Annotated in this window: 13 protein-coding genes; 8 read left to right on the top strand and 5 right to left on the bottom strand. The window is 64.6% G+C overall.

Annotated elements, in window-relative coordinates; genetic code table 11:
• Window positions 1-48 precede the first annotated feature (48 nt).
• The 4 genes from ppk2 to HMPREF0307_RS10880 all read right to left on the bottom strand — a co-directional run bounded on the left by ppk2 (window position 49) and on the right by HMPREF0307_RS10880 (window position 6,064).
• The gene (gene ppk2, locus HMPREF0307_RS10895; protein WP_066492907.1) at window positions 49-948 is read right to left on the bottom strand and encodes a polyphosphate kinase 2; all 900 of its coding nucleotides are present in this window, start codon (window positions 946-948) and stop codon (window positions 49-51) included.
• Between the two features lie 353 nt (window positions 949-1,301).
• Window positions 1,302-1,487, bottom strand: a complete 186-nt coding sequence (locus HMPREF0307_RS10890; protein ID WP_066492906.1) for a PorH family porin — start codon at window positions 1,485-1,487, stop codon at window positions 1,302-1,304.
• A 667-nt stretch (window positions 1,488-2,154) separates the two neighbouring features.
• A complete protein-coding gene (groL, locus tag HMPREF0307_RS10885; protein WP_066492904.1) occupies window positions 2,155-3,795 on the bottom strand; it encodes a chaperonin GroEL in 1,641 nt (546 codons plus the stop codon).
• Window positions 3,796-4,075: 280 nt separating this feature from the next.
• Entirely contained in the window at window positions 4,076-6,064 is a 1,989-nt protein-coding gene (locus tag HMPREF0307_RS10880; protein ID WP_066492902.1) for an OPT family oligopeptide transporter, read from the bottom strand.
• Window positions 6,065-6,149: 85 nt separating this feature from the next.
• Between HMPREF0307_RS10880 and HMPREF0307_RS10875 the strand changes: the two genes are divergently transcribed.
• The 8 genes from HMPREF0307_RS10875 (at window position 6,150) to HMPREF0307_RS10840 (ending at window position 15,425) form a co-directional block, all read left to right on the top strand.
• On the top strand, window positions 6,150-7,520 hold the full coding sequence (locus HMPREF0307_RS10875) for a dipeptidase (protein WP_066492901.1): 1,371 nt from the start codon (window positions 6,150-6,152) through the stop codon (window positions 7,518-7,520).
• A gap of 195 nt (window positions 7,521-7,715) precedes the next feature.
• The gene (locus tag HMPREF0307_RS10870) at window positions 7,716-10,691 is read left to right on the top strand and encodes a Na+/H+ antiporter subunit A (RefSeq protein WP_066492900.1); all 2,976 of its coding nucleotides are present in this window, start codon (window positions 7,716-7,718) and stop codon (window positions 10,689-10,691) included.
• Window positions 10,688-11,230 carry a Na(+)/H(+) antiporter subunit C gene (locus tag HMPREF0307_RS10865; RefSeq protein ID WP_066492897.1) on the top strand — a complete coding sequence of 181 codons (543 nt, stop codon included), beginning with the start codon at window positions 10,688-10,690 and terminating at the stop codon, window positions 11,228-11,230. Before HMPREF0307_RS10870 ends, HMPREF0307_RS10865 begins: the two co-directional genes overlap by 4 nt.
• Window positions 11,223-13,007, top strand: a complete 1,785-nt coding sequence (locus HMPREF0307_RS10860; RefSeq protein WP_066492895.1) for a Na+/H+ antiporter subunit D — start codon at window positions 11,223-11,225, stop codon at window positions 13,005-13,007. Before HMPREF0307_RS10865 ends, HMPREF0307_RS10860 begins: the two co-directional genes overlap by 8 nt.
• On the top strand, window positions 13,004-13,558 hold the full coding sequence (locus HMPREF0307_RS10855) for a Na+/H+ antiporter subunit E (protein WP_066492892.1): 555 nt from the start codon (window positions 13,004-13,006) through the stop codon (window positions 13,556-13,558). The genes HMPREF0307_RS10860 and HMPREF0307_RS10855 overlap by 4 nt, the downstream gene beginning before the upstream one ends.
• Window positions 13,559-13,834: a monovalent cation/H+ antiporter complex subunit F gene (locus tag HMPREF0307_RS10850; protein ID WP_066492890.1), complete on the top strand. Its 276-nt coding sequence runs from the start codon at window positions 13,559-13,561 to the stop codon at window positions 13,832-13,834.
• Window positions 13,831-14,199 carry a monovalent cation/H(+) antiporter subunit G gene (locus tag HMPREF0307_RS10845; protein WP_066492889.1) on the top strand — a complete coding sequence of 123 codons (369 nt, stop codon included), beginning with the start codon at window positions 13,831-13,833 and terminating at the stop codon, window positions 14,197-14,199. Before HMPREF0307_RS10850 ends, HMPREF0307_RS10845 begins: the two co-directional genes overlap by 4 nt.
• A gap of 11 nt (window positions 14,200-14,210) precedes the next feature.
• Entirely contained in the window at window positions 14,211-15,425 is a 1,215-nt protein-coding gene (locus HMPREF0307_RS10840; protein ID WP_066492888.1) for a glycosyltransferase 87 family protein, read from the top strand.
• Between the two features lie 6 nt (window positions 15,426-15,431).
• On the opposite strand, the gene HMPREF0307_RS10835 is transcribed toward HMPREF0307_RS10840, so the two are convergent.
• Complete coding sequence (locus HMPREF0307_RS10835) at window positions 15,432-16,571, bottom strand: glutamate--cysteine ligase (protein WP_066492883.1); 1,140 nt, start codon at window positions 16,569-16,571, stop codon at window positions 15,432-15,434.
• Window positions 16,572-16,578: the final 7 nt, after the last annotated feature.

The raw sequence follows: 16,578 nt of genomic DNA, 5'->3' as shown, positions 1-16,578 counted from the left end.
AGGCTCTTCGTTGCGTTTACCGCAGGCGCGGAATCCAGCTAAGCGTGACTAGTCGCCGATTTGGTCGCGGCCGCGCTTAACGATGTGCTCGTCCGGCTCGCCGACCACGGAGTGGTCCTTGTTCGTGTACTCGAACTTGGAGAGCACGTAGCGCATGGCGTTAATGCGGGCGCGCTTCTTGTCATTCGACTTAATGGTGATCCACGGAGACTCGTCGGTATCCGTGTAGCGGAACTGCTCTTCCTTGGCGCGGGTGTAGTCGTCCCACTTGTCGAGGGACGCGAGGTCCATCGGTGACAGCTTCCACTGGCGCACCGGGTCAATCTGGCGAATCGCGAAGCGGGTGCGCTGCTCCTTGCGGGTCACGGAGAACCACAGCTTGGTGAGCGAAATACCCGAACCCAGAATCATGTTCTCGAGCATCGGCACCTCACGGAGGAACTCCGCGTGCTGCGACTCGGTGCAGAAACCCATGACGCGCTCGACGCCGGAGCGGTTGTACCAGGAGCGGTCAAAGAAGACGATCTCGCCGCCGGCCGGGAAGTGCTGGATGTAGCGCTGGAAGTACCACGAGGTGGACTCACGCGGCGACGGCTTCTCAAGCGCCACCGTGCGTGCGCCACGCGGATTGAGGTGTTCGTTGAAACGCTTAATGGTGCCGCCCTTGCCAGCAGCGTCGCGACCCTCAAAAATAATGATGTGGCGCTGGCCAGTTTCCTTGGTCCAGTTCTGCCACTTCAGCAGCTCAATCTGCAGGGCGCGCTTCGTCACCTCGTACTCGTCACGCGTCATGCGCTCCTCATACGGGTAGTTCTCGCGCCACGTCTCCACCGGAGAGCCATCCGGCATGATGAGCGAGGGATCATCCTCGTCAGAGTCGTCAACGACGTAGCCGTCGGTCTGTGCAAGATCAATCTCGGGAAGCTCGTCGTCTTTAATATCAGCCATGCATGACATTTTACTCCTAAAATCGCCCTAAAGTGCCCGCATGGGAGGTGAACCCCCGGTGAAATTCACCCCTCCCCGCCCCCACTGCGCAGACCCGCCAAAAAGACGAAAACTGCAAAAGCCCGCGCACACAGCGCGGGCAGCAGTTAGTCGCTCGAGGCGAAATCTACTACTGGGTCAGACCGATGAGGTCAGAGACGTTGCCAGCCATGTCAGCGAGCTGCTTCAGCAGAAGAAGCAGCTGGCCGGTCCAGGTACCTTCGGCAGAAAGCTTGAAGAACTCCATGTGATTACTCCTTTAAGGGTTGTGAAAGTTAGGTACACGGGCGCATGCTCACGCCCGCAAGGTTGAATTAGGCCTCAGACTTGGAGGACAGGCCCTCGAAGACGCCGGAGGTCTTCTCGGTCAGGGCGTCGGAACCATTGATCATGGTGTTCATGTTGCCAGCGAACTTCGCAAAGCCAGTGAACAGGTCGTGAATAGCCTTGCCGAAGGTGGAGAAGTTGTCCAGCTGCTCGGTGACGAAAGAGAGATCCATGTGTGTCTCCTTTAGATGTACCCAACTACAGGAGTCGGGGATGTGAATAAACGGTTTTTACGACATCCCGCAGTGGATGTCACGAGGATTATTGTGGCACATTTTGCTGACGCGTCAAACGGAAATTCTGATGCAATTCTCCCATCCATACGTCGTCTAAATCACACCGTACACTTTCTCACTCACCACACAGACAACACTAAGAAACGCCCCCACCTGCACGAATATAAAATACCGCCAATTTAGTCATTCTTTTTTTGGCAGCTCCCCGTAACACCCACCACACTGTGTCCGATTTAATCGGACCGCAACCTTAAATTTGGTTAACCCGGTGTTAACCTTCAGCGAGTAAACGGGGGTGTCTAATGGGGGTAAACTTCGCCGCGGCAGCGGCTTTGGAGCGGGCTGAGTCGGCGTTCCCGCATGCTTTCGACGGCAATGAGGACACGACTGTGCAACACGGCGTGTCGTTCCAAATGTTACGGATGTTACTCAAGTAAAGCCGTCACGTGCCGCGAGAAGCCGGAGGCGCTGTGCACGCTGCGGCCGCCTGAGGGCCAGGCACGCGTACAGAACTAGCGCGGCCCCAAACGCGCAAAAGCGCCCGCCGCGCTCCTCTTTACAAGTAAGGAGTACGGCGGGCGCGTGGAGACGCGAGGGGCGGGGCTTAGAAGCCCATGCCGCCCATCTCGTCAGCGCCAGGAGCGGCCGGTGCGGCCGGCTCCGGCTTGTCAGCAACGACAGCCTCAGTGGTGAGGAAGAGCGCGGCGATGGATGCAGCGTTCTGCAGCGCAGAGCGGGTGACCTTGACCGGGTCGTTGATGCCCGCGGCCATGAGGTCGACGTACTCGCCGGTGGCGGCATTGAGGCCTTCGCCAGCCTTAAGGTTGGCGACCTTGTCAGCCACGACGCCCGGCTCGAAGCCAGCGTTCAACGCAATCTGCTTAAGCGGTGCGGACAGTGCCTCGCGGACGATCTTCACGCCAGTGGCCTCGTCGCCCTTGAGATCAGACAGGGAGTCCAGAGCCTTGGCAGCCTGCAGGAGGGCGACGCCACCGCCGGCGACAATGCCCTCTTCGACGGCAGCCTTCGCGTTGCGGACGGCGTCCTCAATGCGGTGCTTGCGCTCGGTGAGCTCGACCTCGGTAGCAGCGCCGACCTTGAGGACGGCCACGCCGCCGGAGAGCTTAGCCAGGCGCTCCTGGAGCTTCTCACGGTCGTAGTCAGAGTCAGAGTTCTCAATCTCGGCGCGAATCTGCTTGATGCGGCCGTCGATCTGCTCCTGGGAGCCGGCGCCCTGAACGATGGTGGTGTCGTCCTTGGTGACGACGACCTTGCGGGCCTGGCCGAGGAACTCGAGCTCGGCGGTCTCGAGGGAGAGGCCGACCTCCTCGGAGATGACCTGGCCGCCGGTGAGGATAGCCATGTCCTGCAGGGTGGCCTTGCGGCGGTCGCCGAAGCCCGGTGCCTTCACGGCAACGGACTTGAAGGTGCCGCGAATCTTGTTGACGACGAGGGTGGACAGGGCCTCGCCCTCGACGTCCTCAGCGATGATGAGCAGCGGCTTGCCGGTCTGCATGACCTTCTCGAGGACCGGGACGAGGTCCTTGATGTTGGAGATCTTGGAGGAGACCAGAAGGATGTACGGATCCTCGAGGACGGCCTCCTGACGCTCCATGTCAGTGGCGAAGTAGCCGGAGATGTAGCCCTTGTCGAAGCGCATACCCTCGGTAACCTCAAGGTCGACGCCGAAGGTGTTGGACTCCTCGACAGTGATGACGGAGTCCTTGTTCACGGAGCCGTTGCCCACGGTGTACATAGCCTCGGCGATCTTCTCGCCAATGGCCGGGTCAGCGGCGGAGATGCCAGCGGTCGTGGCGATCTGCTCCTGGGTCTCGACCTCCGTGGCGGAAGAGAGCAAGGCGTCAACGACGGCCTTGGTGGCGGTCTCGATGCCGCGCTTGATGCCCATCGGGTTGGAGCCGGCGGCTACGTTGCGCAGGCCCTCGCGGACGAGCGCCTGAGCCAGGACGGTAGCGGTGGTGGTGCCGTCGCCTGCGACGTCATCCGTCTTCTTGGCAACTTCCTTGACGAGCTCGGCGCCGATCTTCTCGTACGGATCCTCGAGCTCGATCTCGCGCGCGATGGACACGCCGTCGTTCGTAATGGTCGGGGCGCCCCAGGACTTCTCCAGGACGACGTTGCGGCCCTTGGGGCCGAGCGTGACCTTGACAGCGTCGGCCAGCGTGTTGAGGCCACGCTCGAGGCCGCGACGCGCCTCTTCGTCAAAGGCAATGATCTTTGCCATGTCTTTTTAACTCCTTGATTGGTGTCTTTTGTCTATGTGGTTGAAAGAAGACGACACTCAAGCGTCCCACCCTTCAAAGAGGCCCGCGACGGCGCGGCTGGCGAGTGTAAACCAACCTCAACTTCAAAGGTGCACGTTCTTAGCACTGACCATTCTCGAGTGCTAGCGACCATTCTGGCACTCGCCCGCACCGAGTGCAAGAAATGACGCGCATGCCCTGAGAGATCGCGAAAGGCCCGCCGGGAACCGGCGAGCCTGGAGCAAAGGGGGCATCGGAAAGCTAGGCGCGAGCCTTGCGGCGAGTCCACCAGTAGGTGAAGGCCACGGCCGCAATGAAGGCGATGATGCCCAGGATATCGGCGTAGGTTCCGCCGGAGAAGAACTCGAGCGGGGACGCGCCGCCGTCCGCCGCGATGAGGCCGGCGTTGACGACGCCGAAGAGGGACTCACCGACGATGAGGCCGGTGGCGAGCAGCGTGCCCAGGCGCTTCTTAGCCTCGGCGCTCTCCTGCTTGGCGGCCCAGTTGTCGTAGAACGTACCGAGGATGGCGCCGATCGGGATGATGATCGTGAGCGAGGCCGGCAGGTACATGCCCATGCCGACGGCGAGCGGCGAGAGGGAGTACTTATCCGTGGTCTTGCGCAAAACCTCGTCGATAACGATGAGGACCGCGCCGATGCCCATGCCGAGGAAGATGAGGTTCCAGTCCAGCGTGCTGTCGAAGATGCCCGAGGCGACCGAGGACATAAGCGCAGCCTGCGGGGCGGCGAGTGCGTCCTCGCCGGCGCCCTCCATGCCCTGGAAGCCGAATCCGGTGAGCATGACCTGAAGGATGGGCGGAATGACGACGGAGCCGAAGAGGACACCGATAATGAGGGCGACCTGCTGCTTCCAGGGCGTCGCGCCCACGAGCTGGCCGGTCTTCAAGTCCTGGAGGTTATCGTTCGAAATCGTGGCGATGCCGAAGATAATGGCCGCCGAGAAGAGCGTGTAGGCCACGAGCGAGAGCGGGTTCGCGTCCACGCCGCGCATGACGGCGGCGATGATGAGCGAGACCGCGACGACGGCGATGATGCCGATGGAGGAAATCGGCGAGTTCGACGCGCCGATGAGGCCGGCCATGTAACCGCAGACGGAGGCGATGACGAGACCGAGGACGAGCGTGAACAGCACGGAAACCGCGATGAGCACGAAGGCGTGCTCGTGAATATCGGTCTGCGAGAGGAAGTCCCACAACAGCAGGCCGATGGGCAGCATAAGGACCACGATGGTGGTGGCCACGTACGGGAACGGAATGTCGCGCTCCGTGACGTCCACGGCGTTGCCCGCCTTGCGGCTGCGCGAGGAAGCCAGGGACTGGGAGATGCCTTTGGCGATGGGGCCAGTGATCTTGATGAGCGTCCACACGGCAGCAATCGCCATGGTGCCGACACCGATGAAGCGGATCTCGCCGGAGAAGACCTCGTCGACGATGTCTGCCATCGCGGCGACGTCCGAGATATCGCCCGCGGTGCGGATGGGCAGCAGGATAATAAAGGAGATGAACACGCCCACGAGCATGGCGATACCGACAGGCAGGCCGACCAAGTGGCCCACGCCGATAAGCGCCATGGACAGGCTCGTACCAAGCGTCGTCGCGCCCGCGCCGAGCTTGAAGTAGCCCGCGACGGAGGACGAGATAGCCTTCATCGCGGCGAGCAGGGACATCGCGGCGGAGATGACGCCGCCCACGAGGATGACGCGCAGGCCCTTGGCGTTTTCCTCTCCTGCTTTGTCCGTGACGCCGTTTGCGCTGTCACCGTCGCCGACTTTAAGGACCTCGGCCGCAGCGACGCCCTCCGGATAGGGCAGGTCCGAGCCGGTAACGAGCGCGCGGCGCAGCGGGATGGAGTACATGACGCCGAGGATGCCGCCGATGGCACACACCGCGGCCGTCTCGAAGAAGCTGAATCCCGTCCAGTAGCCGACCATGACGAGGCCGGGGAGGACAAAGATGATGGCGGACAACGTACCGGCAGCAGACGCGATGGTCTGCACGATGTTGTTTTCCTTGATGTTGTGCCCCTTAAACTTGCGGAGCACGGCCATGGAGATGACGGCGGCGGGAATCGACGTCGCGAACGTGAGGCCCACTTTGAGGCCGAGGTAGACGTTGGCGGCGGTAAACACGAGGGTGATAAGCCCGCCGATGATGACGCCGCGCAGCGTCAATTCCGGCAACGATGCAGGCTTTTTCGCGGTCCCGGCGGGGGCTACTGGTGTGCCCATGCGAGGTCCTTTCTTTTCAAGATAAAATTCAACCTATCGAATGGTAGTCTCCATAGCCCGAATTGCCACATCTATAGTGGGAACCATGACTGATATTGCTAGCTCCGTCCGCGGCGATCGCGCCCGGATTTTCCAGGACCTGTCCCAACTCGTTGGCTTCGCCTCCGTCCACAATGAGCCTGGCCACGAGCAGGCCAACAAGGACGCCGCAGCGTGGGTTGCCGCCGCGCTTTCCGATGCCGCCTTTAGCGTCGAGTCCATCCCCACCACCGACGGCTCCATCGCCGTCCTGGGCAACCGCCCGGGTGACGAGGGTGCGAAGACCGTGCTGCTCTACTCGCACTACGACGTCGTCCCGGCCGGTGACCCGGCCGCGTGGGAGTCCGATCCCTTCACGTTGACCGAGCGCGCGCACGCCGATGGCACGACGCGCTGGTTCGGCCGCGGTGCAGCGGACTGCAAGGGCAACGTCGCCGCGCACCTCGCGGCGTTGCGCGCGGTCGAGGAAGCTGGTGGCACCAAGCTGAACCTGAAGTTCCTCGTCGAGGGCTCTGAGGAGCGCGGTGGCGCCGGTCTTTCCGCGCTCATCGAGGAGCGTCCGGAGCTCTTCGCCGCAGACGCCATCCTCATCGTCGACGCCGGCAACTCCGCCGTGGGCCAGCCCACGCTCACCACATCGCTGCGCGGCGGCGGCCAGGTTCGCGTCAAGGTGACGACGGCCGAGTCCGCCGTCCACTCCGGCCAGTTCGGCGGCGCGGCCCCGGACGCCGTGAAGGCACTCATGCGCACGCTCGACTCGCTCACGGACGAGTACGGCCGCACCGTCATCGACGGCGTGGAGTGCCGCGATACCTGGGACGGCCAGGGCTACCCCGCTGACAACTTCCGTGCTGATGCGCAGCTGCTCGACGGCGTGGCCATCGCCGGCGAGGGCTCCTCCGAAGGCGCCACCGAGACCGAGATCGCCTCCATGCTGTGGTCCCGCCCGGCCGTGAGCGTCATCGGCTTTACCTCCACCCCGGTCTCCGAGGCCGTCAACGCCGTGGCCAATGTCGCCGAGGCCGCGCTCAACCTGCGCGTGCCCGCCCACATGTCCGCCGCGGACACGGAGGCCAAGCTCATCGAGCACCTCAAGAACCACGTGCCGTGGGGCGCCCACATCGAGATCACCTCATGGGACGCCAACCAGGGCTTTGCTACGGACCCCGAACTGCCCGCAGCCCGCGTGTTCGCCGAGGCTTTTTCTGAGGCTTATGGCACAGAGACGACCGCGCAGGGCATGGGCGGCTCTATCCCGCTCACCACCGAGCTGCAGGAGAAATACCCCAACGCCGAGATCATCCTCTACGGGGTCGAGGAGCCCAAGGCCGTCATCCACTCCGCGAACGAGTCCGTGGACCCGACCGAGATTGAGGCCGTCGCCATCGCCGAGGCCCTCTTCCTCACCCGCTTCTAGCCGCCCCGCAGCGCGCGTTAGCCACAACGTCCGAATAAGGCCCGGATTTTTCGAGATCTGGAACCTTCGTCGGGGGTTGTGGCTATTTTCGTGCGCACGCCGCGGCGCTCTGCGCAGGGGCTGCAGTCACAACAGCCACATAGACAACAGCATTGCTGTAGTCTTGAAGCGACGTAAAACAAAAGGGAGGCGCGCGTGCTCATTCTGCTGCTCGGACTTTTCTGCACCGCAGCGGCTGCACCGCTTATCATACGCCTCTGCGGACGTGCAGGCTTTGGCCTACTCGCGCTCGTTCCGCTCGCGGGATTCATCTGGGTGCTCCAGCTCTTCGTCGAGAAACGCTTCGCCGCGGGCGCGCTCGAGCAGCGCATCGAATGGATGCCAGCGGCCCACCTCGACATCGAGCTGCGCCTCGACCCGCTGGCCGGGCTGTTCTCGCTCATCATCTTAGGCGTGGGCGCGCTCGTCCTTTTCTATTGCTGGGGCTACTTCACGCCCGCGGACGGCGCGGCGCCCCGGCGGCGTCTCGAGATGTTCGCCTCCCAGATGGTCGCCTTCGCCGCCGCCATGTTCGGCCTCGTCATCTCGGATAACTTCCTGCTCATGTACGTCTTCTGGGAAGTGACCTCGCTGCTGTCCTTCCTGCTCGTGAGCTACTACGGCGAGCGCGCCTCCTCGCGCCGCGCCGCGCAGCAGGCGCTCATGGTCACCACCCTCGGCGGCCTGGCCATGCTCATCGGCATCATCGGCTTCGGCCGCCAGTCGGGCGTGTGGACGTTCAGCGGCATCGCGAGCCTTCAGGCCGATATCGCGACGACCCCGTATATCGCCTGGTCCGTGTGCCTCGTCCTCGCCGGTGCTCTGAGCAAATCCGCCATCGCGCCCGCCCACTTCTGGCTGCCCGGCGCGATGGCCGCGCCCACGCCGGTCTCCGCGTATCTCCACTCCGCCGCGATGGTCAAGGCGGGCATCTACTTGGTCGCCCGCCTCTCCCCCGAGGTCCACACCGTCCCGGCTTGGCACATCGTGGTCATCCCGCTCGGTTTGTTCACCATGCTGCTGGGCGGCTGGATGGCGCTCAAGCAGCGCGACTTAAAGCTCATTCTTGCCTACGGCACGGTCTCCCAGCTGGGATTTATCACCTCCGTCGTCGCCATTGGTTCCCGCGAGGCGCTGCAGGCGGGGCTCGCGCTCACCTTTGCGCACTCGCTGTTTAAGGCCACCCTCTTTATGGTGGTCGGAGCCATCGACCATGCGTCGGGGACAAGGGACATCGGAAAGCTCAGCGGCCTGGGGCGGCGCCAACCGGTCTTGGCACTCATCGCTGGCGTCTCCGCGCTGTCCATGGCGGGCCTGCCGCCACTGCTCGGCTTTGTCGCCAAAGAAGCGACGCTGGAGACGGTTCTCCACGAGGAGCTGCTCACGGGCATGCCGCGCAACATGATGCTCGTCGCGGTCGTGCTCGGCTCCATCCTCACCATGGCGTACGCACTGCGCTTCCTCTGGGGCGCGTTCGCGACCAAGGGAACCGAAGGCCCGAGCACGGCCGTGAAGAAGATGCACCACGTCGGCCCCGCCCTGTGGGTCCCGCCGGCTGTGCTCACGGCGCTCACCATCTTCCTAGGCGCACAGCCGGCACCGCTATCCAATGGGCTCACGCAGCACCTCGACCCGATCTTCGGCGAGGGGTCCGCGCTCAAGCTGTGGCACGGCTGGACGCTACCGCTGGGCATCTCGGCGTTTATCATTGTGGCCGGTTGCCTCATGCACTGGCAGCGGGGACTCGTCGCCGCCGCGCAGTTCGACACCCCGGCGCTGGGCAACGCGGACGACGCATACGATGCCACCCTCGCCCGGCTGCGCCGCGCGTCCTTGCGCATTACGGCGCAGACGCAGCGCGGCTCCCTGCAGTTCAACCTCACCACGATTTTCGTGTGTCTCATCCTCCTCGTGATGGCAGCCCTCGTCGGCGGCGACCTCACGGATGTGCGCATGCACGTGGCGGATAACCCGTGGCAGGCCATCGCGGCCGTCCTCATGATGGCCGCGGCCATCGCGGCCACGGCCATGCACAACCGCTTGTCCGCCGTGCTGGTCGTGGGCATTTCGGGCTACGCGCTCTCCTTCATCTTTGCGCTTCACGGCGCGCCGGACCTGGCACTCACGCAGCTGCTCGTCGAGACCATCATCGTGGTGCTCTTCATGCTCGTCCTGCGCAAGATGCCCGCCAACGTCGAATGGCGCCAGGGCCCGGAGATGAACCGCCTGCGTGCGTGGCTGTCCGTCGCGGTCGGTCTCACCGTCTCGGTGGCGGGCATGTTCGCCATCAACGCGCGCACGGCCGCGCCGATTTCGGAATACATGCCGAAGCTCGCCAAGGAGATTGGCCACGGCGCGAACACGGTAAACGTGTTGCTCGTGGACATCCGCGCGTGGGATACCTTCGGCGAAGTCACCGTCCTCGTCATCGCGGCGACGGGCGTGGCCTCGCTCATCTACCGCACGCAGTCCTTCACGCGCTCCTCGCGCCGCCCCACGCTGCGTGCAGTGGGCCGCCGCTGGCTGGCCGTGGGCTCCGAGTCGGAGCAACGCCAGAACCGCTCGCTCATGATCGACGTCATCACGCGCCTGCTCTTCCCGTCCATGATGGCGCTTTCGCTCTACTTCTTCTTCGCCGGCCACAACGCGCCCGGCGGCGGTTTTGCGGGCGGCCTCGTGGCCTCGCTCGCGTTCACGCTGCGCTACCTCGCGGGCGGGCGCGAGGAGCTCGAGGAGGCTTTGCCTATCGATGCCGCCCGCCTGCTCGGCGCCGGCCTTCTTACCTCCTCGGTCTCCGTCATCGTGCCGCTGCTTTTGGGCCAGCCCCCGTTGACGACGGCGTATACGAAGCTCGAGGTGCCATTCCTCGGCGCGGTCTCGCTGCCCTCGGCGCTCATCTTCGACGCGGGCGTCTACATCATCGTCGTGGGGCTCACCATGCACATCCTTACCTCGCTTGGCGGCAAGCTCGACGAGGAAGAGGAGGCACGTAAGCAGCGCGCCCGCGACCGCAAGCGCTCGCTCCAACTACAAATGCGCCACCAAGCCGGCCGCAAGCCGACGAACGCGCCGGCACAGGCCACGGCATCCACCGCAACAGCGACGACAAGCACAGGAAAGGAGACATCATGACCGCCAATCTCCTCCTCTTGCTCGCCTCGGGCGTGTCCGTCGCGGCGGGCGTCTACCTGCTACTCGACCGCGCGATGACGAAAATGCTCATGGGCATCCTGCTCATTGGCAACGGCGCGAACCTGCTCATGCTCCAGGCAGGCGGCGAGCCGGGGTCCCCGCCCATTACCGGGCGCGAATCCACGCAGTATGGCGAACAGATCGCAGACCCGCTGGCGCAGGGCATGATCCTCACGGCCATCGTCATTTCCATGGCAATGACGGGCTTCATCCTCACGCTGGCCTATCGCCAGTACCGCTACCGCACGGCGGACGTCATCGAGGACGACACGGAAGACGCAGCCATCGCGGCGAGCGTGGGCCGGTCAACCTCGACGATCTCGCCAGACGTCGACGCGTCCTCCGACCCCACGACAGGCAGGGACACGGACAAGGGCGACGCCTTCGGCCCCTCGTCCTTTGAGGAGCCGGTGAAAGGCCCAGAGAAACACCATAAGAAGAAGCCGGAAGGCACCGCGAAGGGAGACAGCGATGACTGAGCCGCTGCACGGCCTGGCCGAGGTCGTCTACCCGTTCGTGGGTTATCTCATCCCGCTGCCGATCATCATTCCGGCGGTGGCGGCGGCGCTCGCCATGCTCTTCGCCCGCGTGCCGTGGGTACAGCGCACCCTCGCCTTCTTCGCGCTGCTCGCCAGCGCGGGCGTGGCGGCACTGCTCATCGTCATCGCGGATTTCTACGGCATCCAGGCCATCCAGGTCGGCGGATGGGACGCCCCGGTGGGTATCACGCTCGTCGCGGACCGGTTGAGCTCAATCATGCTCTTCACGTCGTCCATCGTGCTCTTCTCCGTCATGTGGTACGCCATCGCGCAGGGCATCCGGGACGGCGACCGCGACTCCCCCGTCGCGGTCTTCTTGCCCACGTACATGCTGCTGTCCATGGGTATTAACGTCTCCTTCCTCGCTGGCGACTTGTTTAACCTCTACGTTGGCTTCGAGATCTTCCTCGTGGCGTCCTACGTGCTGCTCACCCTCGGCGCGTCCCCGGCGCGCGTGCGCGCGGGCGTAGGCTACGTCATGGTGTCGATGACCTCGTCCATGGTCTTCGTCGTGGGCCTCGCGCTCGTCTACGCGGCGGTGGGCACGATGAACATGGCGCAGATCGGCGAGCGCATGAACGACATCCCGGGCGGCACGCAGGCCGCCATCTTCGGCGTGCTTCTCATCGCGTTCGGCATCAAGGCCGCCATAGTGCCGCTCGACGCGTGGCTGCCGGACTCCTACCCCACCGCGCCGGCGCTCGTCACGGCCGTCTTCGCGGGCCTTCTCACCAAGGTCGGCGTGTACGCCATCATTCGCATGCGCACCTCCGTGTTCACAGATGGCACGCTCGACACGCTGCTCATGTGGGTCGCGCTCGCCACGATGGTGGTGGGCATCCTCGGCGCCATGGCGCAGGCTGACATCAAGCGTCTGCTGTCCTTTACGCTGGTGAGCCACATCGGCTACATGATCTTCGGCGTCTCGCTCGGCTCCGCACAGGGCCTGTCCGGCGCCATCTTCTACGCGGTCCACCACATTCTGGTGCAGACGGCGCTCTTCCTCGTTGTCGGCCTTATCGAGCGCCAGGCGGGCACGTCCTCGATGCGCCGGTTGGGCTCGCTCATGTACACCGCGCCGCTTGTCGCGGTCCTCTACTTCATCCCAGCCATCAACCTGGGCGGCATCCCGCCGTTCTCGGGCTTCTTGGGCAAAATCATCCTGCTCCAGGCAGCCGCGAACGACGGCTCGCTGCTCGCGTGGGTGCTCATCGTCGGCGCCGTCGCGACCTCGCTGCTCACGCTCTACGTCATGATGGTCGTCTGGGCCAAGGCCTTCGTCCGCGACCGCGCAGACGCCCCGGATTACCATGAGCCCGCCCAGCCTGCCGATGCCCCCTCCCGCATCCCCTCCGGCATGATCGGCGCCACCACGCTGCTGGTCGCTGCCTCGGTGGCCATTACGGTGCTCGCTGGCCCCATCTCCGGCGTGACCTCGCGCGCGGCGGAGTCAGCGCAGGATGACGGCATCTACCGCTACGCAGTACTCGGCGAGACGTCCGAGAATCCCACGCGCCGTCTCGACCAAAAGGAGCGCTACGCGGAGGGCCACGAGAACGCCGAACGCGGCGCAGACTCTTTGGGCGAGCGCCGCGCCTCACTCAAGGACCCGGCGCCGGGCCTGTCCACGGCCCCGGCGACGGCAACGGCCTCGCCCACGAGCGCCGCTCCCGTTGATGAGGGCTCGGCGGACATTGAAAAGAAGGAGCCGCGATGAGAGCACAGTTGCCGCACCTCAACGAAAAAATTAGTGGCCGACTCAGTGGCGTGCAGCACCGGTTCCGCCCGTGGTTTATCGTGTGGATCCTCGTCATGTGGTGCCTGCTCATGGGCGAGCTCACCGTGGCCAATGTCGTGGGCGGCGTGCTCGTGGGCCTCGCGGTGACCTACCTCCTGCCGCTGCCTGCCATGCCGGTGGGCGGCCTTGACATCTCGTGGGGCCTGCTTGTCCGGTTCATCGGCGTGTGGCTCTGGGATTTTTTGGTGGCTTCGCTCAAGGTGGCGTGGCTGGCCATCCGGCCGGCCGCCCCGCCGCGCACGGCCATCCTCACCGCGCCCATGCGCGTGGACAACGAGTTCGTCCTGGCTCTCGCAGTCTTCCTCTACAACCTCCAGCCGGGTGGGACGGTGACGGATATTGATATCGCCGGACGCATGCTCACCGTCCACATCTTGGAAGCAGACAATGAGCTTGACATCGAGCGGGCTCTGGGGAGCATCGGCAAGCTGGAGCGCGCCATGATTGCCATCTTTGAAAGGAGCGTCTAGATGCCCGACACGCTGTATGACTGGGGCCTCGCGGTGGCCGCGGCGATGATGACGGTGTCCTTCCTCGTGATCGTCTGGCGCATAATTACCGGCCCGAACTCTCTCGACCGGCTCGTGGGCATGGATGGCTTCGTGGCCGCCTTCCAATGCGCGCTCGCCACGTATATCTGCTGGTCACTGGATACGACCGTGGTCAACGCGATGCTCGTCATCGCGCTGCTTGGCTTCATCTCGACCGTCGCCGTCACCCGCTTCCGCAGGAGGGACAACCAATGATCACCGACATCATCTCGCTCGTCCTCGTGCTCGCCGGGTCTTTCTTCGTCCTCGCGGCCGCGCTGGGCACTATACGCTTCCGTGACACGATGGCGCGCGTCCATGCGGTGGCCAAGCCGCAGACCATCGGCTTAGTCCTCGTGCTCCTGGGCGCGTTCATCCGCGTGGTCGGCTCGCCGGAGTTCAGCGTGGCACAGCGCAGCGACTTAGGATTGCTGCTCCTGCTCGGGCTCTTCGCGCTTGCGACGGCGCCGGTCACGGCACAGCGCATCACGCGTGTTGCCCGCCGCGAAGGTCTCTACGATCGTGATGAAAATATGTCCCGAAACGACCGGCCTGCCGGAAAAACGATGCGTCGCCGCTAGGATGTAGCTTCGTGAAGAAAATCAATGGTCTGCCCACTCTTGCCGTGGGGCTTACTGCCCTCGTGGCTTTCGTGTTGTACCGCGTGTTCACGTACGAGGGCAACACGCCGCTCGTGTGGCGCGTGCCCATTGACCTCGACATCTACGCCCTCGCGGGCAAGGACCTCCGCGACGGCGGGCTGCTCTACGACGCCGCGTACATTGGCAAGCTGCCGTTTACCTACCCGCCGTTTGCGGGCGTGCTCTTCAAGTGGCTGTCCCTGCTCAACGACAACTGGCTCATCGGCGTGTGGCAGATCGGCACGGGTGTGGCGCTCTTCGCCGTCATCCTGCTCGTGCTGAACAACCGTTCGTATAAGCTCACGCCGCTCACCGTCTACGTGGCCTTCCTGCTCACGCTGGGCACCACGGCCATCGAGCCGGTCATGGGCACGCTCTTCTTCGGCCAGATCAACGTCTTCCTCATGCTGCTGTGCGCGCTCGACCTGCTGCCGCGCCGCTGGCGCCTGCCCGGCGTAGGCATCGGCCTGGCTGCGGGCATCAAGCTCACGCCGGCGTACACGGGCCTCGTTCTGCTCTTCCAGCGCCGCTGGTGGGCGGTCGTGGGCTGCCTCGCGACGTTTATCGCCACGGTCCTCGTGGGCTACTGGATTGTCCCGGACGCCAACGATTTCTGGACGAACGCGGTCTTTAACTCCTCGCGCATCGGCGACCACGTGAACCCGGGCGCGATGGGCTTGCGCTCCGTCCTCGAGCGCCACTTCGGTCTCGCGGGCGGCGTGGGCTGGCTGCTTGCCGTCTTCGTCACGTTCTGCCTCACTCTCGCCGCGAACCTCGTGGCGACGCGCCGCGGCAACCAGGCGCTCGTCTTCGCATTTACCGGCGTCAGCTCGTGCATGGTCTCCCCATTCGCGTGGTTCCACCACTTCGTGTGGGTCGTCCCGCTCGCCGTCGTCATCCTGCTCGGCGCGAACCAGCGGCTAGGCGAGCGCCTACCGGGCTGGGCGGCCGCGCTCGGCTCGATGGTCGCGATGTGCGTGTGCGTCATGCCCTGGATTTCCGCCGCGTTCTGGTTCGACGCGAGCTACCACAACCTCGATGACTGGACGAGCCCGCAGCCGCTCATGTCCCTCCTCTTCCCGTTCGCGGGCGGGGTCTACATGTTCTTCTACGCGGTGAGCGGCTTCTGGACGCTGCGCCGCGGCGGGCGACACGCGCGAGTCTAAGCAGTTTTAAACCAGGGGGTGGCCGGCGGCGAGCTCGTCGCAGGCGAGGTCCACGGCCGGGTTCCACGAGCGCGTCTCCTCGAAGAGGCGGCGCTGGCGCTCGTAGCCGGCGCCGTGCTCAATAATCTCTAGGATGCGGGCGAGTTCCGCGGCGCAGCCGAGCTCGCGGGCGAGCGGCGTGAGCTCCTCGACGAGGTTCGCAAGCTCATCCTTGACCCAGCGCTCGTCCGTCTCGCGCGACGTAATGACGAGGGCGTCCATGCCGTAGCGGGCGCCGCGCCACTTATTCTCGGCGACGTGCCAGGGCTGCAGGGTGGGCAGCGGCTCGCCGGCTTCCCACAGACGGTCGTAGTGGACCACGAGGCAGTGCGTGAGCGCGACGATGGCGGAGAGCTCGCGGAGGTTGGAGGCGGCATCGGAAATGCGGACCTCGACGGTGCCCCACTTGGAGGCCGGGCGGATGTCGAAGTGCATGGAGCCGGTGTGGTTGATGACGCCGGAAATCGACTGGTCGCGCATGTAGGACTGCCACTCGGCCCAGCTACCGAATTGGTAAGGCATGCCGGCGGTGGGCAGCTGCTGGTAGAGCATCGTGCGGTTGGAGGCGTAGCCCGTGTCGAGCCCGTCCCAGCCCGGCGAGCACGCGGAGATGGCGAGCAGGTGCGGGTACGTGGTCATGAGCGCATTGATGATCGGCCACACCTTGTCCTCGTGGCTCACACCGACGTGGACGTGCGTGCCCCACAGCAGCATCTGCTGGCCCCAGTAGCGCGTGCGGTTGATGATCTCCTTGTAGGAGTCCTTGTCCCCCAGCGGGTTCTTCCGGAAATCCGAGAACGGGTGGCCGCCGGAGGCCCACAGGCGCAGGCCGCGTTCCTCGGCGGCCGCGCGGACGAAGGACAGGTCGCGGGCGAGCTCCTCCATCGCCTGCGGCACCGTATCGCAGATGCCGGTGACAAGCTCGACGGTATTTTGGAGGAACTCCTTCTCCAGGTGCACCTCGGGGTGGGCGGTATTGACGGCCGCGATCACCTCCGGCCCGCGCGCGACGAGGTCGCGAGTCTGAGGATCGACAAGCGCGACCTCCCACTCGACGCCAAGCGTCGGTTTGGGGGATCGCGCAAAAATTTCAGCCGGGGTATTCACCCTTAAA

The organism is Corynebacterium sp. DNF00584, assembly GCF_001552965.1.
Lineage (GTDB): Bacteria > Actinomycetota > Actinomycetes > Mycobacteriales > Mycobacteriaceae > Corynebacterium > Corynebacterium phoceense.
This window is presented reverse-complemented; position numbering and strand designations above follow the sequence as displayed.

Bases quoted from the DNA above. Each gene is read 5' to 3' on its own strand.
- HMPREF0307_RS10850 (WP_066492890.1), top strand. From the start codon at position 13,559: ATGCCCGACACGCTGTATGACTGGGGCCTCGCGGTGGCCGCGGCGATG.
- HMPREF0307_RS10855 (WP_066492892.1), top strand. From the start codon at position 13,004: ATGAGAGCACAGTTGCCGCACCTCAACGAAAAAATTAGTGGCCGACTC.
- HMPREF0307_RS10865 (WP_066492897.1), top strand. From the start codon at position 10,688: ATGACCGCCAATCTCCTCCTCTTGCTCGCCTCGGGCGTGTCCGTCGCG.
- ppk2 (WP_066492907.1), bottom strand. From the start codon at position 948: ATGGCTGATATTAAAGACGACGAGCTTCCCGAGATTGATCTTGCACAG.
- HMPREF0307_RS10890 (WP_066492906.1), bottom strand. From the start codon at position 1,487: ATGGATCTCTCTTTCGTCACCGAGCAGCTGGACAACTTCTCCACCTTC.
- HMPREF0307_RS10860 (WP_066492895.1), top strand. From the start codon at position 11,223: ATGACTGAGCCGCTGCACGGCCTGGCCGAGGTCGTCTACCCGTTCGTG.
- groL (WP_066492904.1), bottom strand. From the start codon at position 3,795: ATGGCAAAGATCATTGCCTTTGACGAAGAGGCGCGTCGCGGCCTCGAG.
- HMPREF0307_RS10880 (WP_066492902.1), bottom strand. From the start codon at position 6,064: ATGGGCACACCAGTAGCCCCCGCCGGGACCGCGAAAAAGCCTGCATCG.
- HMPREF0307_RS10845 (WP_066492889.1), top strand. From the start codon at position 13,831: ATGATCACCGACATCATCTCGCTCGTCCTCGTGCTCGCCGGGTCTTTC.
- HMPREF0307_RS10875 (WP_066492901.1), top strand. From the start codon at position 6,150: ATGACTGATATTGCTAGCTCCGTCCGCGGCGATCGCGCCCGGATTTTC.